Here is a 22,552-nt window from a genome sequence, read left to right as displayed (position 1 = left end):
TTACTATGACCTTTGTCGTTACAGATAACTGCATTCTTTGCAAATACACCGACTGTGTAGAAGTCTGTCCTGTGGACTGCTTTTATGAAGGCCCAAACTTCCTTGTCATCGATCCTGATGAGTGTATCGATTGCGCACTATGTGAACCTGAATGTCCAGCCAATGCGATCTTTTCAGAAGACGAAGTGCCCAAAGGACAAGAGATGTTCACTCAGCTCAATGAAGAGCTGGCGCAAAAATGGCCAAACATCACTGAGATGAAAGGACAAATGCCAGAAGCTGAAAAGTGGGACGGCGTAGAAGGTAAGATTCAGTATTTAGAGAAGTAGTTCATAGTTTGAAAAAGTATTTTATACACAAAAAGGCTGAAGCAGTTGCTTCAGCCTTTTTTATTACGCTGTTTATTAGTAGACCTTTCAAACTAGATTATGGTTCGCGTACCCTCTTCTCTAGTGCTATTATCGAATAACTAATAAGTTCCTCGACATGAGCTGGGTAAATACTTGGCTGGAATAGTCGTGCCATCTGCTACTGAACCACAACGCCAACCTGCAATAGTTTTACCACCATCAGTGATACCCTCTAAAGCATTGCTACCAGTTTGGATAGGGGCTAGTGTCAAAGTATTCGTTGTGCTAGTTACTGTAGATAAGTTTGCCTCGTCAGCCAAAACAGTAATGGTCCCATTGCTACTTACTGTGACGCTTTTTACATACTGGGTCGCAGTGAATTCATCACAAGCATTGGGTAAAATGCTAGAGACATTAGCTGCTGAAGAGGACTGTACTGCAGCTACTACTGACGTACGACAAGCAGAGGCTGCTAACATTACCTCTGATGATTTGGCTTTAACTGTATAGTCTTGATAAGCAGGTAATACGATTGCAGCAAGAATGCCAATAACAGCAATTGCTATCATCAAATCTATTAGAGCGAATCCCGGTTGAGTTTCAAAATATCGATTAGATTTAGATGATAACATAATAACGACAAACTCTTTAACGAATGGTATTCTAACATTGCACAGGATATGCCAGCCTCATAATTTATACATTTTTTGGCTTATGTTTTAGTCGAATCTGACGTCAATTAAATATTAAATTTGACTTTATAATGAAAATTAAATTGTTATTGAAAAAATGATGTTATTACCAAGGGCGTAAATCGACAATTTTTATAATTCTTCCTTGATTCTCTATATCTATAAGTACGGTCATATCAACGGCTTTAGCTTTTAGTGGTATAAAACTATTTGCCAGTGGATACCTCTTTAATATTCTTGTCACCTCTATCGAGTCATTGTAATTGTTTAATAAGGCAACATCTTGGCTATTTTTTATTATCAAAGGCTTAGCCAAGTCAAAATCATTATAAAATTTAGGTCTTTGAGCTGGGCTAATATTATATTGGGTCTCTTTGAGTATAGAGTCTAACTGCTCAGACTCATTAAGTTGGCTTAAATCAACATAAATATATTCTGGACCAAACCTTGGCCAATTATGTTTTTGCTTATCCTCCTCGATAATATCATTTACTCTAACCAGCTCAAACCTATCAGCTACATAAGCGATCCAAACAGGACGCGCTTCATACATTGAATACAAGCCGTAGCATAGAGCACTTAATTGAACCAGTATAATAACCACTAAATCTGTACGTAAAGTTTTTTTGTTCTTTTTATAAATGACGAAGGTTAATATTGGACCTAGTACCAAGTCTACTACTAGTATCATTACAAATAGTTTACTGGCATCCGTTGCTTTAAATAACGGTGCGGGATACCAAAGTAGCTGGACCAATAGATAAGCTGCCAAAACTAGCACTATACTAAAAGCAAAATGAATGAAAAATGCTTTTAACTTATCTCGCAACACATCTACTTTGGAATACATAATAGTCTCACCTTAGAATTGGTATAATATCTTGATATCAACGATGAACCATAAATTATTATTACTACAGCTATTTCGCTATCCATAAAAAAGCCAAACATAATGTTTGGCTTTTTTATATCCATCAGATTAAATAAGGAAGTTAATCCTACTTAATTTTGATTACTCACCGCGGCAAGAACCTGGTAGGTATTTAGGGCTTATAGTACCTGGACCACATACCCAAGCATTTACCGTAGTTCCTAAATCGTCTGCATCCATAGTATCGCCAGCAGCATTTTTAGGAGTCAATGTGAAAGTTTTTTCAGCAGCATCACCTAAATCTTCTGCATCAGTAGTTGTCACAGTAATAACACCTGTGTTATTAGTTTCCACTAATGCGGTGTATTTAGTAGATGGAGCCGCGTCTATCGCTTCAACCGCATCTTGTCCCTCTCCTGACGCTTCTACTGCTTCTATACCGACTTCACAGCCCCACTCATTAGCTGCTGGTAAGCTACTAGCTGATTGATATACTTCTGTAACTGTCGTGCGACAGGTAGAAGCTGCTAATACTGGTTCAGTAATTTTTGCACGAACCGTATAATCTTGATAAGCAGGAAGGGCTACCGCTGCCAAGATACCGATAATAGCGATAACAATCATTAGTTCGATTAGGGTAAAACCTTTTTGAGCGTTCATAGACTTGTCCTTTTGGATAATATGGCAATAGAATTACTATCTAACTGCCAGCTATAAATATAATGTTTCTCTTATTATAACTGTTGCAGATACTATGCCAACTTTTTTTAATATACTAAAAAAATATTAGACTCTTTTTAAATTGAACCCTTAGTATTTATCGCCTCTAGATTTTAGCTAGTCATCAATTGATCAATCTTGATATTTTCTACCGACTTCATGACATAAAAGCATCAAGCTAGAAAATGATATTGCTAATTCATTGCTGAAAATTGTCAGTTTATGTGAGTTATGAACGATATACGTAATGGCAGCTGACGTTTTTTGTCAAGTAACCTGAATACTGAGCACTTATTGCCACTCATCGCCCATACCACATTTACTACCTCGACATTTTTGCCCAGCACTAGACAAGGTGAGCGTGCCATCACCCGCCATACGTTGACCTGAGACTGGTATTGCTCTAATCGTCCAGTCACGCCCTCCTAGTGTATCAGTACTTGTATTCCAACTTTCTCCGCCCAGTATGCCTGTACCTATGGTAACTGTATAGAGTGCTGTTCCCGAGCTAGGAAAACTTACACTACCGTCGGTAGCAGGATTACTTGAAAATATAGAGGAGAGTGGCACTCTATCATAGCGCTTATAGTTGATCTTATTGGACTCAACACGGCTGGCTATCTGCTGCATTTCGCTCATCATATCAGCACGATTGGTTCGCTCAATATATCCTTGATAACTCGGGTAAGCAATGGCTGCCAAAACACCGATGATAGCTACTACAATCATTAACTCTATCAGCGTAAAGCCTCCTTGACGCATTGTCTGAGTAGATGAGTACCGATCTAGGACGAGCTTTTTCGTCTCTACTGACAACGTTACCATACCGTCGCTCCTGCACAATCTGCTTCTGTGATATCAAAATCACTATTGCTTGAGCAGCGTAACCCTTGGCTTGAAAGCAAGAAGCTATCGGCCCCTACTAGATCGATGGGCGTTGCCATCATTACCCAGTTATTAGCACGTCCTGTCCCTTGATGCAGTGTATTAAAGGTAGCAGGCGTACCTGAGATATGACCGAGTTTGATATTGTATCTTGGATTAGCCGCAGGGAAACTTATAAGGCCTGTACTATCGCTAATGGTATCCGAGCGAGGCTTGAATCCACGATAAGTTAGCGCCTTTGCACGCCATTGCTCAAGCTCAACGGACAAGGATAGCATTTTTCGTTGTACGTCTGCTTCAGCATTGCGAATGACATAAGCACGATAGCTTGGTATGGCAACGGCAGCCAATATAGAGATGATGGCAACTACAACCATCATCTCTATCAACGTGAAGCCTGTCTGTCTGGTCGAGTGGCTACTCTTAGACAACATATCAATGTTCCATCCAGCTGAGTGGATTAATACGTTTATCTGTATTAATACCTCCATCTACGCCACAACTTGGTCCGACACATTCATTAAATATATCGTCGGCGTTACCGCAATTACCATCTGGGCAGATGAGATCAGGCTCACAGTCTTCGCCTTCACAGCGGTTTACAAGGCTCGAAAATACAGATGTATCGTTATATTGACTGACAATATTATCGACGATACCTGATCCTGCAACGAAAGTTGAGCGTGGTGTATCTGCATCTTCTGAGCAGCTACCATAAGGTAGACAGGTGCGCTCTCTCTGAGTTGAGCCCTTGACACCTGCACTACACGCTTGGATATCTTGTCCTGCGTCAGGGTTGTATGTTGAGGATATTAATACACTAGCGATAGCATCTGGCTCATTAAACATCTTGAGCTTGTATCTGCTAGTAGATACTTCGCCATCATCCCAGTAAATGAAAGGCATATACCAACCTTGTACTACGTTATCAGTCATGTTCTGTCTAATACCAGTATCGCCTCTATCTGTATCAGTAAACGTGAGCTGTTGAAGATTATTACCGGTTATGTCATCATCAGAACCATCAACCTTAATGACTGGGGTACGCAAACTGATCGTGGAGGCCGCATCACTACTGTAATCAAACAAATCTCTACGACCCATATCTTTGTCGATAACGGTATACAGCGCATCCGGTGTATTTCTCTCTGCTGATACTGGGCTACTACGATCGCCCGTCCCTACCGTTATCATTGTCTGTACACCTGAATATGTACCCTTGTTGCCAGCCGCATCTTCATAGTCATATTTCCCATTATAAAACGTAATCAATGGGCGCTCATAGATGCGAGGAGGTGCATCTCCGTCCGATGCTTGGTCACTGACATCGAGTACTTTTACTACACGGTCTACTTTAAAGTTCACAGTATCTTTATTATTATTGATATCGGCGCGCCATACTTGTCCACCTAGATCGGCAAAGTATATAGAGTCGGTTAGGCCATCATAGTTACGGTCTATTGCTCTTACTTGTGTCACAATACTGTGTTTTAGATCAGCAGCTTTAGAGTATTGTAACGAGGTACTACGAGCGGTGTAGTTTGCTGAATCATCTTGGTTACTTGTCCACCATAGTAATTTACCACTATCAGTAGCAGAGGTTTTTATCGTCTCTTCATTATTCTCTTCGTCTATCTGAACTTTACCCATTTGTACCATATACATGGCATTACCTTGAGCTTTTGATTTATCTGCGCAACTTTCACTACTTGCATTATTGCCTAGTTTAAATTGTGGATCTTCATAACAGTCATCATAACCACCTGGTAAGAAGCTAACCATCACACGCTCGCCACCGCTCTTTACATAGCCAAGGGTCGGTTTGCCCCATGTCTGGCCCATGCGTGCATAGGCTTGTTGTTCGAGTGTTATGTTATCGGTTGTACCGTTTTTAGTGCCACTCAACGCCACTGTCGTAGCACCCTTCCGACGATTGGCGTAGTTGGAGCCTACACTGTAGATCATCTCAGGTTTATCAACATCGGTAACATCTAAAGCGTAATACATAGACCCGCCCATACGCAATCCGCCTAGCGCAAAGCTTTGCGCCGCTTCATAAGTATTGGTCGTTGTTTTCTCTTCTTCGTCAATCTTTGACTTGGTCGTGTACGATACATAAGTCAACCAAGGCGCATCGACACCATACGGATAGCTACCGTCTACAGCAGTACGATTCACATTATTCGCTAGAGCGTCTGGCTGCAAATCAAGGATTTGCTTGGGCACAAAAGTAAATGTCTCTTGACCTGTGCTGTCGTCTAGCATATGCAGCGCACCGTCCATAGAGCCATAGATGATATAGTCTTTACGAGTGCTGATGTCGAACTGTCCAGAGGCATCAACCTCTACCGATTGAGTGATCAGCTGCGGTATAGAGTGAAGCACGCCACCGACGTTTTTTAGATCTTTATTTTGTGGCGCGCTTAGCGCTGTACCATCTGTAACAGTGTCAGTTACGCTGTAACCCATGAACTTAAGCAATGCAAGTTTTTTATCGTTATTGTTTTCAGTTTCGTCAGTTAAGGAGGCAAAATTGACTGGCTTTTGGTCAGTGACTTTGAGATTGGTCAAGCTATTGCCGGTATCGACGAATACATTTCTATCACCCACTATAGGTGCATTGGCGTTTTCGAATATCTGTTGATACGCACCACCAACTTGCGGTAATCCACCATCAGGCCTTATGGTATCAGGACGTTCGATACCAATCGTATTCCAAATATCGTGAGTATTTTTGGCAAACAAGCCCGTATTATCTTCGAAGACAAAATCACCATCATCACCTGTTAGCGTACCATTTACGACATTGTACTTTTTGAGGTTACCATTCCATAGTCGTTGTGATCCAGGGACTGGATCGAGAATCGGCAGATAAGCAAATTTGCGTGATTTTAAGCCGCCCAAACTATCGAGCGGTACAGACATTGTCCCCGAAGATATTGAATCAATTTCAGTATTACCAACCTCTTCAATAAATGTCTTAACGCTAGCCGCAATATCTTCTGGTTCTTGAGTATAGTAAAACCCACCTTCACCAAAGCCTTGACCTTTTTCGCCAAGCTTACATAGGTTTTGAGCGTCTACGCTCGTGACATTCGGGTGGTCGCACTGATAAACATCGACTGTCTCGACCGTATCATTTTGACGAGTAATGGTTTGAGTAACTTTCCCTTGCTGGGCTAACTGTTTATATACATCTCCAAAACCTACTGTCGCTGTAGCAATAGGTACGCTCTTGATGTTGGATTCGTTATATAGCGTTTTAGCGTACTGCCCTATCAGCTCCCATGCTGGCTTGCCTACAAAGACGGGAGGGCTGAACTGATCGTCATAGCCATTCTCATTTTGTGCTCCCCTAGAGGGAAGCTGAGGATTGCTAATAGGAAAGGAGCTGGCTCTTAAGCTTGTAGTTATTAGACTTTTAGTATTATTTTCGTCATAAACATTATTTGGTTCCCCATCAGTCAAGAAATACACACCATAACCATCACACTGACTCGGACCATCAATAGGTGAATCATAGGTTAAAAGATCCTCTTTCTTGGCTGTATCTACTGATCTATTAAAACCACTTGTAGGATTCGCTCCCACTTCTCTTGTAACTGCTTTATAATAGAAAGTAAAAATTCCATCTCGAGTATATACTATATTATTTTTGCTTAGATCAGGACCTCCTAACAAACCAAAGTTAATATTACCTAGATTTCTATCATTACCTTGCGACCTTCTAAAAGAATTACCTATACAATCAGAATATTTATCACCATTATCTGAATATATATCCGAGCTGATACTCACACAATCATAATACAATGTGTATTTTCTATTGCTGTAGCGATATTCTAAAACACCTACCATTTCATATACGGTTTCAGTCTCCGTTGTCTGAGTATTCGTTCCTAGCATATAGGCACCCGCTTCAGCATAGGCATTGGCTATTGGGGTATAAGCTGTTGGTTCAAGATCTTTGATAACATCAAGTAGCAACTTTCTATTATCAAGCGTCAAATCTGCTATTGGGGCATTGATGAGTCCGCCACCATTTCCATATCCTCCAAAGAAACTTCCTAGACCAATCCTATACTTGTCTAGCTCAACGTTCGGTCCAAAGCCTTTTTCCTCATCTTTAGGATTGGCAAGCAAAGGAATAAGCGCCCTTTTTAAACGCGACATCCGATCAAAATAAGGTTGACGGTTTTTGTAAGCATAATCAACTTCATAGGTCACCGACTGACTCGTTGGATTACCTTCATCATCGAAAATAACTTGAGTCAAACTATCATTATAAATGCGGTCTCTCGATGATATTTCTGGATAGTCCCTTGCGACACTCACAGCTCCCATACTAAATGAGTTGTCTAACATCATCATAATGGACGCATTGCCGTAGGTTGCCCCTTGATATATTTCACGATCAGAGGTGTGCCCTGCACTCGTTGCCATACAGCCTATTATGACCGTCGATAATAGCTTTACAGACCAGTCTGATACATTACGGTAGGAGGTATTGTCTACATTGCTTGGTAATATTTTCATGATGGTTACCCATATCCGTGAATTGTTAGAAAGTAACAACTTATACCTAGTCTGTATTGCTCTAAGATATAAAATAGGTGGTACTAACTGCCAGAGATACACTCGACACCCACAGGCTGATTTAGATAGATTTGCTGCTGCGTCTGAAATGGAGTGTCAAGTGCGGTTAGGCAGCTATCTACCGTATCCGTACCTGTACGCGGCTTCTCAAGACAACTTGCTATAGAAGACAGTGATGCTTGAGACAATGCTGGTACGACTGAAGTAACATAGCCAATAAATGTCGTACATTCGATAGTTGTATTGCCGCCATTTTCTGGTGTGTCGAAGTTATTAGAAAATGTGCCTACGACTTCTCTATCAAGAATGCCTTCATTATCAGTTGCTACGGGCGCTACAAAGGTCATCTGGGTAATCACTCGACCTTCGCTAACATAATCGTTATCATCACTTGGATCACAGTAGCCGTTTTTTCTACTGTTCAATAACCCACCATCTTTATTGAGCTCACTAATCTCCAGAATACTAAAGAGCCTAGTACTTCGCGGCCTTACACAAAAGCTTACCTCATGTCCTTCTCTTTGTGTCGCTGACATATAGCCTTTGAGCGTATCAACATTACCACGGCGCTCACTTAAAATGCGGTCTTCTTTTTCTACTTTCATAAACGCGGCATCATTGGCTTGAAATAAGAGTTTATTTACTTGATCTGCCGTTGCCACTCTCAGATCTGTAGTGCTTTGTCTGACCGCAATTGTACCTACTATCATGATTAATATGAGTACAAACAACACTACGATAAGCACCGCACCTGACTGAGTACTAGGACTAAGAGATGAGCTAGGATAGCTCATAAAAGGTCGTTTCATCATAATCCACCTCTGGCATTGCGTAGTAGTATCATACTCTCATAGACACTGCGTAGGTAGGTAGGACCTGCAATAGTATCTGTGTCAAGTTTCGTATTCGCTACATCGAGTATATCAAAGCTCAATTCGCTGTTAGACTGCTGGGTTGCTGTTGGATTGTCCGATCGCGATAAGATACCTATCTGTAAGCTTACAATACGCTGGTCTGAGTCCAAGCTACTAGGTGCTGGAATTGGCATATAAGCAATATTTGCTCGATCAGGGTAAGTAGCAAACCCTATACTATCTGATACGCCAAATAGCACTCTGAAATAATCGACATTGGGTATGATTATCGTGCCATCACCAGATAGATTATTGTTTTGAGAATCACCTTCAGAATCAGTATAGCTTGCAATATCAAGACCTGTACTACTTCCAGCAGTACTCTCATTATATTCGTAAATAGCCGAAGCACATGCCAGACCCAATGTATTTGGTGTTATTGTCTTATCCAGACGTACAAAGTAGCGTTCAATCACATAAAAGCCTTCTGGTATTGCAGCGCCTTCACAGTCGAACAAGTCTTCTCTACCTGATTGATATTGAATGGTCAACTGATCACTATTATCTACACTCACATTGCTGCTACTATTAGCAGATTCATTGCTAGACAATAAACTTGCTGGTATCGCTTTACCATCTAACACCAGACCTGATAAATTACCGTTTAACCAATTATCTGAAGTATCTTCGGGGGCTTCTGGTGCAGTAAGTACCACACCGCCTTGCGGCGTTAGGTGATTCATAAAGAATTCATCATAAGCATCAGTCGATTTAGCACCATAGTTAGTGCGTCTTAAGTTTTTTTGCATTTCAGAGAAGCCAAAAATAGCATTATCTTGAATTTGTGAGCTTGCTTCTTGACGACGACTATTAACTGAGCTGGTATAGAATACTTGTAATGCAGCAGCTGAGACAAGTAAACCAAGTACCAAGGCAATCATTAGTTCAACTAAAGTAAAACCCTCATCCTTTCTTGACACTAATATGCTTTTAGAAGGTATAACGACAGTATCCGACAAGACAAGCTGATAAATTTTTGTATTCATCTCATATCTCCATCATCATACACGTCGCTTTAGCATGATAATTCCCGCCAGCTGCCTCTACAGAATCATCTTCACCGACTACTCGTTCGGTCAGACAGTCGGTCTCACCATCTGTACCAATAGTAGGTGTTGTTTCTCCCCACGCAGAAATTAGACAATAAGAGAACATAATATTGTCTGCTGCATCTGTACCTGTTCCCCCAGTATTAGGGCAAGGATGCATCTGAATTTGAAAATCGTAACCCTGTAATTTGGATTTAAGGTTGTAGCTTTCTACTGCTGCTAGTTGCTCTGGACTACACAGTTCTGTAGCTAACCCATCCAAACCACATTTTTCACCAGGGGCGCTTGATGAAGCATACGGTTCATTAAAACTTTCTTCGTATGTTTCAATAGCAGATGGGTTTGCATGAATTTTTTCTGCTATATTTCGCATCATGACTAATGATTGAGAGCGCTCAAATGATTCGTTAGTAGCTTGAATAGCTCTTCCCTGTAATGCAGTATAGCCTAGCACGGCTACCGTTAGTAACAATAGCGCGACCATCACCTCAATTAGCCCTACACCTTTCTGCGTAGATTTCGCTACCATCAGCAGCCCCCAGTGTTTGTAGTATTGATATTAGCAATTTTATTCACACGTACCTGACCAAGTGTTTCGTTGGTAGAGCCACTATCGCATATGGAATACAATATTTCGTCGTCACCTGCAATTAATTTATTTGGCTGAAAGACAACAGTAGTTACTGTTGCAGGTGTGATACTTACGACACTCTGTTCACTAATATTATGGCTAGAGATATTGGTACTAGATGTATTGGTAATACCGGTGTGCAAGTCAATCTTCTTACTAGTACCGGAAGTCTCGTATCGTACGGTTATATTCTGACGACGAATAATACTTTCAGCTTTGGCTTCTTTTAGAGCACTCTCTATTATAGAAGCCGTTGACTTAACCCGCTGGTTGGCAAGCTGTGTACTGATACTTGGTGCAGCAATACTTACAATGATAGCCAGTACCGCAATCGTCACCATGAGCTCAATTAAGGTAAAACCTGAATGAGCTACCCGTATGTTGGGTTGTCGATTATTCACAGATGCATTCACATCAAATCCCTATTTAGCACTGTTAATGTCTGTCTCTTATCAGTCTTTGTTTTAAAGCAACTAAAATCCGGTATCGGTTTTGCTGATAATTTTATAGTTAATCTAACTAATAACATGCAATTTTTGTTCCACAATATTCTGTTGAGTTTATATACAAAACGACAAAAATCCCTATTCAGTGTATCAACAACTATATACGTATTTAATAATATATCCTGAAGGTAAAGAATTAGCAATATATTAATGATTTCAAACAGATAGCTTAATTAATGCTATTGACTACCATGCGCTAAAGCATATGCTGAGATATGATAGTTGCTATTACGTTGAGCATTTATCGTATTTGAATGGTCAGGTCTGATAAATGCTCGTGCTAGTGCCTGCAGGCTTGCACCTGTTGTAGAGACATCATCGAACAATAGTAAGCGTTTTACAGGAGGGCTCTGTGAGAGCGCGAAAGCATCATCTAGGTTACTTAGACGTTCAGCACGTGTCAGGCCCTGCTGACTCATCGTATCGTCAATACGCTGAACACCGTGCCACAACGGAATGTTCCAGTGTTTTGATAGTTGCGCAGATAAGATACTAACAGGATCAAAACCTCGTTTTGCTAGGCGTTTATCGGTGGTCGGCATAGCGACAATTACACTGTTGTGCTGATGACAGCCATGCGGACGTGGCAGCTGGCGTATCACATGTAGCAACAGAGGTAGCTTGGTCATGTCTTCATGGTGCTTAAACGCCCAAATTGCTTGGCGTATTGGATAGTCATAATAAGTAGATGCTTGTATGGATAGCGCCTTACCAAAAGCGATATCAACGTTAAAAGGGTCTGGGAGCCACGCGATACTATGATGACAGTGAGTACAAAGTAAGCCACTGCTCAGACGAAGTCCGATCTGATGAGTACGAGTAAGTAAAGCGTCGCTAGTTACCAATGCGAGCTTAGATTTTGTACTCTCATATTTTGAGCTTAGTGAGTGATTAGCGTTAGATAGCGCATGATGCGGTATTAGCTTAGATGCTGGTGTACTACGGTAAATACGGCATAGCTGGCAGCGTCTATCTATATACTCTGCCAGCCACAGTCCAGTTTGATACGGTGCTAAGTTGTGCATAGATTATTTATCATCATAATGCATGATAAGGCTCTGCTATATTAAAGACCTTTCCAATCGTTAAGCACAATACCAAAGCCGATAGAAGTGTTTTCATGATTATAATCGACAATAGACTCGCCATACCCTTGGAACAGCTGCACCATACCATTGACGTTTTCTGACAACGGATAGATATAATCGATTTGTGCCGCGCCTTTATTAGTGCTTGGATTGTAACGCAAAGTACCACTAACGCTCTGTTTGTCTGGCAAATCATATAAGAATTTGATATCGCCATAACCCATGTAATCTTCGATATCTGGGTTATCGTCATCGCTACTGCTATCACCATTCACTCGAGCCCATAGACGCGGTATGACTGACAGCTTACCCCACTCGGCCCCTGCCATCAGATAAGCACGGTTCCACGAACGTGATAATGGATCATCTTGTCCATTAGAATGGTGTACAGCACCTGCGCCTAACATGCGTAAACGTCCACCGAAAGGTAGATCTGCCGTTACAGGCTGAGTCAAAAATATTTCAGGTTGATAATCGGTAGCACGAAATGGTCGTGAATTGTCTTCATTATAAACCTGCCAATGTGATTCTTGGGTATAGCCAAACCATAGATCAGCACTGGTATCAAACAAATCTTCTGCGACTTTTGTTTTTAGAGATAATTGGAATTTTAGCTCAGTTTCGCGTATATCATTAGAATCAAAAGGATCTGTTTCTTGTGATGGTGTGCTTGGATTCAAATTGGGATCGAAGGTATAAAATAATGGCAACAGGTATGTCGGTCGATATGGTCTGACCGTCCAAGTACCACGCTCACTATTTTTGTCTAGGTCATAAGATAGACTGAGTGGCGAGAATTTTTCGATGTCTGTTTGAGTGACACCAACATTTTCTAAAATCTGTGCCTCGCTATTCGTTTCAGCATCTACTTCTACGTTGCCATTTGCCTTCAATTTGCTGGCAGCTGTTTGCTGATTGGTCATCAAGATGGTATCTGCATCTTCAACTGTCGTCCCACTCATTGCCGTTTGAGACTCAGCCAATATCACTTTTGGATTACCTGAGACCGTACTTTGAAAGGTTTTTGCCAAATCAATTGGTTGTTTAGTTGAGGTATAGCTTGGTGTCTTACCTTGTTCAGCCACTTTATCAAAACAAGCGAGGCGAGCAGCACTAGACTGGACTTGAGTACATTCAGAAAACAGCTTGGCTTGCTGAGCAATAAATTCTTTGCTAATTATTTTGCCATTTTGTGTACCCACATCAGAAGATATCGCACTGTTATCGAGACTCTGTGATAGGTCAAGACCCTCGTATTCAAACGCAGCTTCGGGTGCTGGCAGTTCATTATAGGTTTGAGAGTCATCAGCAGCTTGTACTTGTATCGTGGTACAACTCAACGCAAGCGCAACTGCAATACGAAGAGGCATATGTGCATTCTGGTAAGACGGCTGTTGGTGACGCTGAGTAATGGTATGGGCAAACATAAGTGTCCTTTATCTAACTAGCATTAGCGCTAGCAGAGTATATGAGGTAATTAATATGGCCATTAGCGTTATCGCTAAAATAGAATTGACTGAGGCTATCAGCTAATCGCAGATATTAGGAGCGGAAAAAATGACAATTAGCGCCCCTGCTGCATTGTTTCCTTATTGTAATGAAAATATAAGCACGATACTAGCTTTATCGATAGTTAAAATAAGCGCCTATCAATATAATCACTTATATAACAAATACTTACTAAATATTCTATAGTATGGATTTAATAGTACTAAAAAAGCCAGCATACTTTTCTTAGTATACTGGCCTTCTTAATATTCTTAAGAATTTTCGAAATATTACACTGGTTTCTTAAGTGTTCATTGTTAAATGTTAGTTGTTCAACGCCGATAATGTTTGCTCGAATTCTGAGCGACCAATCTCACCAACTTGCTGATTTACTAGCTGACCATCAATATAATACAGTAGCGCTGGTGGACCAAAGAGTTGGTAACGAGACAACACAGCTTTTGAGTCTGCTGTCGTCTCAGTGATATCAAGCTTCACTAATTGCCAATCTTGCATCTGCACTGGACGATTGTGAAACAGGTTCTTGTCCATAATGCGGCACTCAATACACCACTCTGCTGTCAAATCGACAATGACATTCGGATTGGCTGCGACAATGGTATCTAGCTCTGCAAGCGTCGTGATCGTCTTATCAGTGGTGCTATCACTATTCACTGGTTGACCAGACGTTGACTGTACCATCATCGGTGCTGCACCCAATGACGCTAGTGGATGTAAGCTATCATCATTACCCAATGCAGCGCCAACTATTAAACATGTTGCCCAAATACCAGCGATAAGGCTTAATGCTTGGGTCAGCATACGACCTTTACCTAGCCAACTCCATGCCCATGTTGCCACGACCATAAACCATAACGCCCATACCATCAGCATGATTGGCGATATAAAGACGCGCTCAATCAATAGCAGTGCCACGGCAAACAGTAGTAAAGCAAAGCCTTGCTTGACCCAATTCATCCACTCGCCTGCCTTTGGCATAATCTTGCCTTGAGTAGCACCGATTAGGATAAGCGGCGCTGATAACCCAAAACCCAGCATGAATAAAGCAGCAAAGCCGAGCAACGGACTACCAATGGTAGAGACCGCCAATAATGCCCCAAATAATGGCGCAGAAACACAAGGTGACACGACTAGCGCTGATAAAAACCCAGCGATTAAACTGCCGCCTGTACTACCAAGCTTACTGTCACCTGCTTGGCTTAAGCCTTGCATCTTTCGACTGATCGCTTGTGGTAATCGCACACTAAAAAGACCTAACATGTATAGTGCGAGAAGTATAAAAACAATAGCAAAGCTAATGAGAATAATTGGATTCTGCAGCCAACCTATAATACCTAAAGACTCACCGAATACTGCAATGACAGCGCCCAAAATGCCATAAGCAGTCGCTACCCCAATCGCGTAACTGGTGGTCAAGATGACACCACGTTTGACCGTTGGGTTTTGTTCGCGGGCTACAATGTTGGCCACAATAGGCAGCATCGGTAGGACGCAAGGCGTCAAAGCTAAGCCTAAGCCTGCTAAAAACAATAGTACTAATGCCAGCCAAGGGTGAGAAGCCAAACCAAAAGGATCGCTATCAACGAAACTGTTGTTCAAGGTACTTCCGCTATTGGCCGTCTCGCCTGTTACGCTGCTATTTGCTGCAGAAATCGTATTCATCGCTGCACTACTATCTAAAGAATCATACTCTACAGCGCTGTCATCAATGAGATCATAGTCAATAGCACCATCGTCTGTCAGTGCTTGCGCTTCATCAGGCAAAGTATTATCAAGAGCTGTTGAGCTTACTTCCTCTAGTTTCGTCGTAGCACTATTCTCTAAATCGGTCGAGCTCGCAGTACTCTCACTATCTGCTGATACCTGCGTCGATGCAGCTGCAATATCGACAGCCGTATTAATCTTTTCAGGTGGATAGCACAGCCCTGCTTTTGCACAGCCTTGCCAGCCGACAACGATAGCGGCACTATCTATATTCTTGCCACTATTGTTTGTCAGTGTTGTGGTAGCGACCATATTCGCTTGGTCAAATACCAGTACCTTGCCAAATGTTGGATCATCTATCGAATATGGTGTCTGGCTAAAGGTAAAAGGTGCAGCCGTTACGCCAGCGGGTAGCGTAAGCTTAATTTGCTTTTTATAGACGTAATGTTCAGGAGTGATATCAAAATTAACAGATAACCGCGTACCTGCTTTGACAGGGGTACTACCCGTACTCACCTGAAACGCTTGATCTACTGGCAAAAACTTTGACTTCGATGAGCTTTCACTACTACCGAAAAGGTCGCCTAACCCTGCCGCCTGTACTGTTGATGTCGTTGACAAACCTGTCAACAATGAGCCACTAGCGATGACAAGCGCTAAGATATGGGATTTTTTCGAATGAGTAGATACGCTAAATGATGAGGACTTTAGTGATGTCTTGATGGACATGAATGGCTACCTATTATTACCGATATTTTAATCAACCTACTCGCTATTTATTTGCGGGTCGCAGCAATGTCTATCTTGGTTTTAACTTTTTCTGGTGGATAGCATAGCCCAGCCGTTGCACACCCTTGCCAACCAATAATAACAGGCGCGTTTTTGGCGCCCTTACCATTACTCGTCGTCAGTGTCGTGGTTGCAATGACGCTTCTTTGAGTAAATACAGGAACCTGACCAAAGGTCGGATCATTGATGGATATTGGTGCTTGATTGAAAGTGAACGGCGTAGCGCTTATTCCTTTAGGGAAGCTCAACGTAAGCTTATCCTTATAGACATAATGCCCTGGCGTGATTTCAAAACTGATCGACAGCCGTGTGCCTTTGGAAGTCGCTTTAGTATTACTGACCACCTGAAAGGCTTCATCCACTGGTAAGAACTTTGATTTTGCCGAGGAGCTATTTTTAAATAAGTCATTTAACCCTGCTGCTTGTACACTGATCGATGTCATTGACAGAACCGTTACTAATGAAGTGCTTGCAACGGTTAGAACCAATTTATAAAGGTTTTTAGAAAAGTATTTATTAGACTGTTGGATCGACATAGATGATTACCTTTAATTGCAGTTTGCGATGACTGTTTTGCTGAGCGCCTAGATATATTTATAGCACTGACTATCAAACTTGTACTGAACAGTAGGAAATTTATCTACTGATAAAAAATATCAACCAATAAGGGAATATTGGTTGATATTTATAAATTGTTGAAAGTGCATCAATGAACGAATGTTTCATTCTACAAAGCTATATCAGTATCAGAATTTGTTCACTATACGGCTGTTATTAAGCTTTATAGCTGAGCATAAAGATCCGCATCTTGACCTTCACCACCTTGTTGACCATCAGCACCTAATGAAAACAAATCGTAAGGTCGCCCTTCACTACCTGGTGCAACATACTGCATCTCATTTTCCCAGCCATCGGTTGGATAGCCACCTTTAATATACCCACCTTCAGGATAGTTTTTTGCATCAGCAGGCGGTGTCGTAAGCGCCTCTAATCCTTGAGCGGTCGTCGGATAGCGTGAATTATCAACCTTATACATATCTAACGCATTTGAGACAGTGGCAAGCGCCGTTTCAGTTGTTTTAACACGGGCCTTATCACTTTGACCAACTACTTTTGGTACCACTAATCCAGCAAGAATGGCTAGGATCACAATAACGACCATAATTTCGATAAGAGTGAATCCTGCTTGACCAGACTTTCTCGCCACACTACGCTGCATAGCTGAAGAAACAGTCTTTTGGTCATTTACAACATTCGGATGGGATTGCATATCCTGAATAGCACTTTTTGGCGTCATATTTACTTGGAGTTTGTCAGTCATAGTCATCGCTTTGGTCATCACAGTTATGTAAATAGTAAAAGTGGCGTTCTATCATGGCTCTCATTAATGATATATCAATGAGCTCTGAAACTATTGTCACTATAAACCATGGTTTTATTTTTATCCAGCGCTGTACCTAGTTTGGGTTTGGGTTTGGGTTTGGGTTTGCTATTTTAGCCAAAGCCAAATGTTAGCTGACTCTACATGTATGACTATTAAACCGTGCTTACTATAGCGCGGCGCTGGTGTTTGCCATAGCAAAAATAGCGTTCGTTCAACAATATACAACAGTAAGCAAACCTTAAGAAAGCTATTCCAAGGCTTAGCAAGCAAGTGAGGTGATATGAGTAGAGTGAAAGAGAGTTAAAATAGAAATTTTGAAATAGGAAAGCTGTCTGTATATGAATAGCACAATGAATCATCGGCTAGCGAATGAGCCTAGCCTGCTAAATCGTTCATATTGACAATAGGTAGCATAACCGCCATTACAATAATCATGACTACTACGCCCATTAGCACTAGCATTAGAGGTTCAAGTAATGATAATAAGGTGCTGATAAAATTGGTTGCTTCTGCCTCCTGCATATTGGCAGCACGGCTGAGCATATTTTCAAGCTCGCCTGAGTTCTCTCCACTTTTTATCATCTGTACCATCATCGGTGGAAAGTAAGTAGATTTCTCTAGCTGGCTAGACAAGCTAGAGCCTTCTGTGACCCTATCAGCCGCAGTGATAATGGTTTTTTGGATATGCAAATTAGTCGTGACCGCAGCACCGATATGTAATGCCTCAATTAAAGGCACTCCTGAGCGTACTAGTATCGCAAGGGTACTGGCAAAACGTGCGGCATTCAGACCTTTGGACAATCTAGCTAGTATCGGTAATCTTAGTACCACGCTATCAATCGTTAATTTACCTGCTTGCGTTTGGGCGAAACGGTAGAATAAAAATGCGGTACTTGCCAATACCAATAGTATTAGCCACCACCATTGAGTAATGATATTCGATAGCGTGAGCACGATTTGAGTAATTAGAGGCAGCGCTTGCTCAGACTGTTCAAAGACTTTAACAATTTTGGGCACGACGAAGCTCATCAGCCCCATAATTACCGCAATTGCCATTACCATTAGGACAATTGGATAGACCATGGCCCCTTGGATTTTCTTTTGGAGCGCAAAACGGTTTTCGGTGTAGTCTGCTAGCTGATTGAGGATAAGGTCGAGGTGACCAGATTTTTCGCCTGCGGCAATCGTAGCGATGTATAACGGCGGAAAGCTAGCGGCTTGTTGCAGGGCACGTGCTAAGCTGAGCCCTTCCAAGACATGTGAGCGCACTGCAAGCATTAAGGATTTGATATGAGTCTTTGGAGATTGCTTAGCAACCGCTGCCAAGGTTTCCTCAAGTGGGATACCCGCTGCCAATAATACAGACAACTGACGTGTCAGCAATGCCAACTCGTATGCAGACGGTTTTTTATAGCGGTTTTTGCTCTGACTCTGTCTGTCATTGACCGGGTTGACTTCAACGGGCGTCCATTGCTTATCACGCAATTGCTGGCGAATTTGCCGCGCAGAATCCCCCTCTAGCAAGCCTTTTTGAACAACACCGTGGTCATCAAGCGCTTTGAAATGATAGGCAGGCATGGCAGCAGATATCCTAAGAGGCTTACAGGTAGATAGTTATGATTTATGACTTAATAGAATTCTATTAATTTGACATTCTACGCTTAAAAAAGTGGCGTTGAGTCATTACTATCAGGCATCAAACCTTGTAATAACAAGACATCCAAATGCTGCTGCTGTAGTTTTTTATCAAAGTCATTGACCTCAGCGATTAGCATTCTTTCAATACGTTTATCACTCGCAAAAACACTCAAGCGCGCACAGATGACAGCCAACTGATAAATGCGTTTTTTGCAATAACCGTCAAGACCTTGTAATAGCCTAACCATATGCGGGGTTTCAAGACTGGCGTAATCATAGTCAGCCACGACTTGCTGGCCAAGAGCTGTGACGCCATAAGTAATCGACAAGTGAGCACAATAATAACAGCTGAATAAATAACCAACCACATGGCCGATATAATAGCCTCGATCGTAAGTAAAACTACTCACGCCAAAGTGCCCAAGCACATAACTATTGAGGCTACCTTGGTCGCGAATTGGCTTGCTGTGCTTTAACTTACCGACCGTAGCAAAGCACAATGGATTGCGGCCATCTTGAGTCGTCAGCTGCCAACCGGCAGGCTGCTGTGCAGGCATATGACGCACGATATCTGCAATAATATCATCGACCACATGCAGCTGCTGCCAGAGTCTTTCGAGCGTATCCGTATCCATCAAACCACGTTTATCGAGCTGCTGCGCAAGTAAATATTGCTGATATTCTGCGAATTGCGGCTTCAGGGTTTGTACTAAATAAGTAGGACGCGTATTGGCAGATGCCATATATAACAGTCGAGTACGCTCATGCTGAGCACGATAAAGGGCAACACGCTGCGTAGCGACATTGGTTTCTTGAGCCGCAGGTTTTGCAGATACTGTAAGACTATCGGATGACTCAGATATTACTGCTTCAGCTGCTACCGCCTCGATATCTGACAAAGTAAACATCGTCAATAACGCCGCCTTATCAGGTGTCTCTACTGGCTCATTTTTCGGCGCATCTTTGCTGACATGCGGGTTATCTATAGCAGTGTTTTTATTAACATTACTTTCTATTTTAGCAGTTGCAGCAGCCTCTTGTTGGCCATTGCTTCCTGCATTTAGCTTTGCGGTCGGTTCAGTCATAACATACCATCAGCAGCGAAAATAAACATCGTCTCGTTCCTTTTATACACCTATCATATAAGGACATATAACGCGTTATAATACCAACGCTTTTGTCTCGACGACTCATCAACCCATAGTACCTGAACACAGACTCAATGTCAGCTGCCCTTAACTAAAATAGCCATAGCAAGTTACCAAGGGCCTTATAGATATGAGTGACTCAACATCTACAAATAACAAGTATTCACAAATTAAAAAAGCGCCAAGGACATGTAAATGACCTTAGCGCTTATCGTCGAGATTCTATTTAAATAAACAGAAACTAGAGCTATGCAAGATTGTTCTGTCGATACTGCTGACGGTACGCTTTTGGCGAGACACCATACACACGTTTAAATGCTTGACTAAAAGTTGAATCTGAAGCATAACCCACCATTTCGCTGATACGGCTAATACTATTTTGCTGTAAGCGTAAATAGCGAGCCGCCAATCGTAAGCGGTAATCGATCAGATACGTCAGTGGCGGCATACCAACGATATCTTTAAAACGCTGTGCAAAGCTGGAACGCGACATTCCTGCTACTTCGGCAAGTTGATGAATGGTCCAGCTTTCACTCGGTGCCCCATGCATCGCGGCTAGTGCCTTGGTCAAAAACGGATCCTTCATGGCTTTGAGCCAGTTTTCTGTGGCTTCAGGCAAGCTTTCGATATAGACGCGCAAACACTCAATCATCATGATGCTTGCCCAGTGATTGATTACGGCCGTTTTACCCATACGCTCGCGCTCAGCTTCTAGTGTTAGCAGCTTTATCTCTACATCGATCACTTCAAAACGACCGTCAGCAGCATCATTGAGTTCAGGCAAGATCGGTGGCAGTACCGACAACAGAGGATTAATCATCTCTTTGTCGTACTTACATTCGATCAGTATCAAAGATGAATTGGGGTCGCCATCACCATCGATATCAAGTGTACGCTCAGGGCAATTGCTCAATAGTTCATCAAGCGACTCAGCGACATCACCATGGTGATTAAGTGCGTAACTCACATGCTTGTGCGCATTCGGAATCATGATCATGTCGCCAGCGCGAGCTTCTCGTAGACCATTACCAACATCAATACAAAAACCGCCAGACATTACTAAGTAAAATAAAATGGTGTCTTTTCTAGTAATAGAATAAGACCAATTGCCAGTGCCATTTAGACGATAATACTTAGTCTCAAATAAATGCACGTTTTGCAGCAATACACTCAGTGCGTCCATCAATCAATTCCTCAATAATGCAGATTAATAACGATTCATCTTAAAAAAATAATAGTATTCTTAACAACAATTTCTGTCAGTTTCCTCTATGCCAATACTCGCCCCAATAAATAATTTTTATTAAATACAATGGATGGGACAACACTTAAGCATAATGCATTATTTAAAATGTCATGTCTATTTACTTATTAGAATTACTAAACAATAATAGAGGAGACACAGTCACGCTAGGCCTTAAGGAAAACCTACAGGAAGTATTGATAAAAATTTGGGGGATTATCTAATATTGAAGATGCTATCAAACTCTATCTGTTTAATCTTATAAAGGTAATATAGAGATAAAATCGAATAGGCATAAAAAAATCGCCATCAAGGGCGAGTGCTATTACTGATATATTTTTAAATTAAGATATGATTTGTATGTAGATACATACAGAATAAAATATGGGGCGACTGATGGGACTCGAACCCACGACAACCGAGATCACAACCCGGGGCTCTACCAACTGAGCTACAACCGCCATAACTATTGCCAAAGAATAGGCAAGATTTGCAGGCTAAATGGTGCGCCTGGCAGGATTCGAACCTGCGGCCACCTCCTTAGAAGGGAGATGCTCTATCCAGCTGAGCTACAGGCGCTCTTAGAAGACTTTTATATACTAAGCTTACTTTGCGATATATTTTACTATATCAGAAACTAAACCGTTATACATAAAAAAAAGCCTGTAAGGCTCTTAAAATAGATGGTCGGAGTGATAGGATTCGAACCTACGACCCTCTGGTCCCAAACCAGATGCGCTACCAAACTGCGCCACACTCCGAAATTCTCTATTATCACGATAGTTTGTTAATCAACTCGTTGTTGGCAATGCCGCTAACTTGTTAATGTTCCTCG

The 22,552-nt window shown here is 41.8% G+C and carries 19 protein-coding genes and 3 tRNA genes; 1 reads left to right on the top strand and 21 read right to left on the bottom strand.

The annotated features are described in order from the left end of the window. Window positions 1–5 precede the first annotated feature (5 nt). A complete protein-coding gene (fdxA, locus tag AK824_RS01565; protein ID WP_057758216.1) occupies window positions 6–329 on the top strand; it encodes a ferredoxin FdxA in 324 nt (107 codons plus the stop codon). A 140-nt stretch (window positions 330–469) separates the two neighbouring features. On the opposite strand, the gene AK824_RS01560 is transcribed toward fdxA, so the two are convergent. The 21 genes from AK824_RS01560 to AK824_RS01460 all read right to left on the bottom strand — a co-directional run bounded on the left by AK824_RS01560 (window position 470) and on the right by AK824_RS01460 (window position 22,478). Further along, entirely contained in the window at window positions 470–982 is a 513-nt protein-coding gene (locus tag AK824_RS01560) for a pilin (protein ID WP_057758214.1), read from the bottom strand. Window positions 983–1,148: 166 nt separating this feature from the next. Then, window positions 1,149–1,892, bottom strand: a complete 744-nt coding sequence (gene tfpZ / locus AK824_RS01555; protein ID WP_057758213.1) for a TfpX/TfpZ family type IV pilin accessory protein — start codon at window positions 1,890–1,892, stop codon at window positions 1,149–1,151. Window positions 1,893–2,054: 162 nt separating this feature from the next. Continuing rightward, a complete protein-coding gene (locus tag AK824_RS01550) occupies window positions 2,055–2,573 on the bottom strand; it encodes a pilin (RefSeq protein WP_057758210.1) in 519 nt (172 codons plus the stop codon). 351 nt (window positions 2,574–2,924) lie between these two features. Further along, entirely contained in the window at window positions 2,925–3,458 is a 534-nt protein-coding gene (locus AK824_RS01545; protein ID WP_082624532.1) for a type IV pilin protein, read from the bottom strand. Further along, on the bottom strand, window positions 3,452–3,952 hold the full coding sequence (locus tag AK824_RS01540; protein WP_057758209.1) for a type IV pilin protein: 501 nt from the start codon (window positions 3,950–3,952) through the stop codon (window positions 3,452–3,454). The genes AK824_RS01545 and AK824_RS01540 overlap by 7 nt, the downstream gene beginning before the upstream one ends. Before the next feature lies 1 nt (window position 3,953). Next, on the bottom strand, window positions 3,954–8,054 hold the full coding sequence (locus AK824_RS01535; protein WP_057758207.1) for a pilus assembly protein: 4,101 nt from the start codon (window positions 8,052–8,054) through the stop codon (window positions 3,954–3,956). An 83-nt stretch (window positions 8,055–8,137) separates the two neighbouring features. Next, the gene (locus AK824_RS01530) at window positions 8,138–8,926 is read right to left on the bottom strand and encodes a pilus assembly PilX family protein (protein WP_156410672.1); all 789 of its coding nucleotides are present in this window, start codon (window positions 8,924–8,926) and stop codon (window positions 8,138–8,140) included. Further along, a complete protein-coding gene (locus AK824_RS01525) occupies window positions 8,923–10,014 on the bottom strand; it encodes a PilW family protein (RefSeq protein WP_057758203.1) in 1,092 nt (363 codons plus the stop codon). Before AK824_RS01525 ends, AK824_RS01530 begins: the two co-directional genes overlap by 4 nt. 1 nt (window position 10,015) lies before the next feature. Continuing rightward, window positions 10,016–10,606, bottom strand: coding sequence for a type IV pilus modification protein PilV (gene pilV, locus AK824_RS01520; protein WP_057758201.1), 591 nt, complete (start codon window positions 10,604–10,606; stop codon window positions 10,016–10,018). Continuing rightward, window positions 10,606–11,121: a pilus assembly FimT family protein gene (locus AK824_RS01515; RefSeq protein ID WP_057758199.1), complete on the bottom strand. Its 516-nt coding sequence runs from the start codon at window positions 11,119–11,121 to the stop codon at window positions 10,606–10,608. The genes pilV and AK824_RS01515 overlap by 1 nt, the downstream gene beginning before the upstream one ends. A gap of 272 nt (window positions 11,122–11,393) precedes the next feature. After that, entirely contained in the window at window positions 11,394–12,239 is an 846-nt protein-coding gene (locus AK824_RS13660) for a ComF family protein (RefSeq protein WP_057758198.1), read from the bottom strand. 41 nt (window positions 12,240–12,280) lie between these two features. Then, the gene (locus AK824_RS01505; RefSeq protein WP_057758196.1) at window positions 12,281–13,729 is read right to left on the bottom strand and encodes a phospholipase A; all 1,449 of its coding nucleotides are present in this window, start codon (window positions 13,727–13,729) and stop codon (window positions 12,281–12,283) included. A gap of 385 nt (window positions 13,730–14,114) precedes the next feature. Then, window positions 14,115–16,244 (bottom strand): protein-disulfide reductase DsbD, encoded by a 2,130-nt coding sequence (dsbD, locus tag AK824_RS01500; protein ID WP_057758194.1) that lies wholly within the window; start codon window positions 16,242–16,244, stop codon window positions 14,115–14,117. A gap of 47 nt (window positions 16,245–16,291) precedes the next feature. Next, window positions 16,292–16,840 (bottom strand): protein-disulfide reductase DsbD N-terminal domain-containing protein, encoded by a 549-nt coding sequence (locus AK824_RS01495; protein WP_057758192.1) that lies wholly within the window; start codon window positions 16,838–16,840, stop codon window positions 16,292–16,294. A 245-nt stretch (window positions 16,841–17,085) separates the two neighbouring features. Beyond that, on the bottom strand, window positions 17,086–17,523 hold the full coding sequence (gspG, locus tag AK824_RS01490; RefSeq protein WP_057762293.1) for a type II secretion system major pseudopilin GspG: 438 nt from the start codon (window positions 17,521–17,523) through the stop codon (window positions 17,086–17,088). 540 nt (window positions 17,524–18,063) lie between these two features. Further along, window positions 18,064–19,266 (bottom strand): type II secretion system inner membrane protein GspF, encoded by a 1,203-nt coding sequence (gene gspF, locus AK824_RS01485; protein WP_057758190.1) that lies wholly within the window; start codon window positions 19,264–19,266, stop codon window positions 18,064–18,066. A gap of 83 nt (window positions 19,267–19,349) precedes the next feature. Then, complete coding sequence (locus tag AK824_RS01480) at window positions 19,350–20,411, bottom strand: hypothetical protein (RefSeq protein WP_057758188.1); 1,062 nt, start codon at window positions 20,409–20,411, stop codon at window positions 19,350–19,352. Between the two features lie 310 nt (window positions 20,412–20,721). Beyond that, window positions 20,722–21,657, bottom strand: coding sequence for an AraC family transcriptional regulator (locus tag AK824_RS01475; RefSeq protein WP_057758186.1), 936 nt, complete (start codon window positions 21,655–21,657; stop codon window positions 20,722–20,724). A gap of 445 nt (window positions 21,658–22,102) precedes the next feature. Next, window positions 22,103–22,178 (bottom strand) — tRNA-His (locus AK824_RS01470). Between the two features lie 41 nt (window positions 22,179–22,219). Next, window positions 22,220–22,296 (bottom strand) — tRNA-Arg (locus AK824_RS01465). A 105-nt stretch (window positions 22,297–22,401) separates the two neighbouring features. Next, window positions 22,402–22,478 (bottom strand) — tRNA-Pro (locus AK824_RS01460). Between the last annotated feature and the right edge of the window lie 74 nt (window positions 22,479–22,552).

Source organism: Psychrobacter sp. P11G3, assembly GCF_001435845.1.
Lineage (GTDB): Bacteria > Pseudomonadota > Gammaproteobacteria > Pseudomonadales > Moraxellaceae > Psychrobacter.
The sequence above is the reverse complement of the archived record's forward strand: the minus strand, read 5'-3'. Positions and strand labels throughout refer to the sequence as shown.

Excerpts from the sequence above, each read along its gene's own strand:
- fdxA (WP_057758216.1), top strand. The coding sequence starts at position 6 with ATGACCTTTGTCGTTACAGATAACTGCATTCTTTGCAAATACACCGAC.
- AK824_RS01530 (WP_156410672.1), bottom strand. The coding sequence starts at position 8,926 with ATGATGAAACGACCTTTTATGAGCTATCCTAGCTCATCTCTTAGTCCT.
- AK824_RS01560 (WP_057758214.1), bottom strand. The coding sequence starts at position 982 with ATGTTATCATCTAAATCTAATCGATATTTTGAAACTCAACCGGGATTC.
- AK824_RS01480 (WP_057758188.1), bottom strand. The coding sequence starts at position 20,411 with ATGACTGAACCGACCGCAAAGCTAAATGCAGGAAGCAATGGCCAACAA.
- AK824_RS13660 (WP_057758198.1), bottom strand. The coding sequence starts at position 12,239 with ATGCACAACTTAGCACCGTATCAAACTGGACTGTGGCTGGCAGAGTAT.
- AK824_RS01525 (WP_057758203.1), bottom strand. The coding sequence starts at position 10,014 with ATGAATACAAAAATTTATCAGCTTGTCTTGTCGGATACTGTCGTTATA.
- AK824_RS01550 (WP_057758210.1), bottom strand. The coding sequence starts at position 2,573 with ATGAACGCTCAAAAAGGTTTTACCCTAATCGAACTAATGATTGTTATC.
- AK824_RS01475 (WP_057758186.1), bottom strand. The coding sequence starts at position 21,657 with ATGGACGCACTGAGTGTATTGCTGCAAAACGTGCATTTATTTGAGACT.
- AK824_RS01535 (WP_057758207.1), bottom strand. The coding sequence starts at position 8,054 with ATGAAAATATTACCAAGCAATGTAGACAATACCTCCTACCGTAATGTA.
- AK824_RS01545 (WP_082624532.1), bottom strand. The coding sequence starts at position 3,458 with ATGGTAACGTTGTCAGTAGAGACGAAAAAGCTCGTCCTAGATCGGTAC.
- AK824_RS01495 (WP_057758192.1), bottom strand. The coding sequence starts at position 16,840 with ATGTCGATCCAACAGTCTAATAAATACTTTTCTAAAAACCTTTATAAA.
- AK824_RS01540 (WP_057758209.1), bottom strand. The coding sequence starts at position 3,952 with ATGTTGTCTAAGAGTAGCCACTCGACCAGACAGACAGGCTTCACGTTG.
- gspG (WP_057762293.1), bottom strand. The coding sequence starts at position 17,523 with ATGCAGCGTAGTGTGGCGAGAAAGTCTGGTCAAGCAGGATTCACTCTT.
- pilV (WP_057758201.1), bottom strand. The coding sequence starts at position 10,606 with ATGGTAGCGAAATCTACGCAGAAAGGTGTAGGGCTAATTGAGGTGATG.
- tfpZ (WP_057758213.1), bottom strand. The coding sequence starts at position 1,892 with ATGTATTCCAAAGTAGATGTGTTGCGAGATAAGTTAAAAGCATTTTTC.
- dsbD (WP_057758194.1), bottom strand. The coding sequence starts at position 16,244 with ATGTCCATCAAGACATCACTAAAGTCCTCATCATTTAGCGTATCTACT.
- AK824_RS01505 (WP_057758196.1), bottom strand. The coding sequence starts at position 13,729 with ATGTTTGCCCATACCATTACTCAGCGTCACCAACAGCCGTCTTACCAG.
- gspF (WP_057758190.1), bottom strand. The coding sequence starts at position 19,266 with ATGCCTGCCTATCATTTCAAAGCGCTTGATGACCACGGTGTTGTTCAA.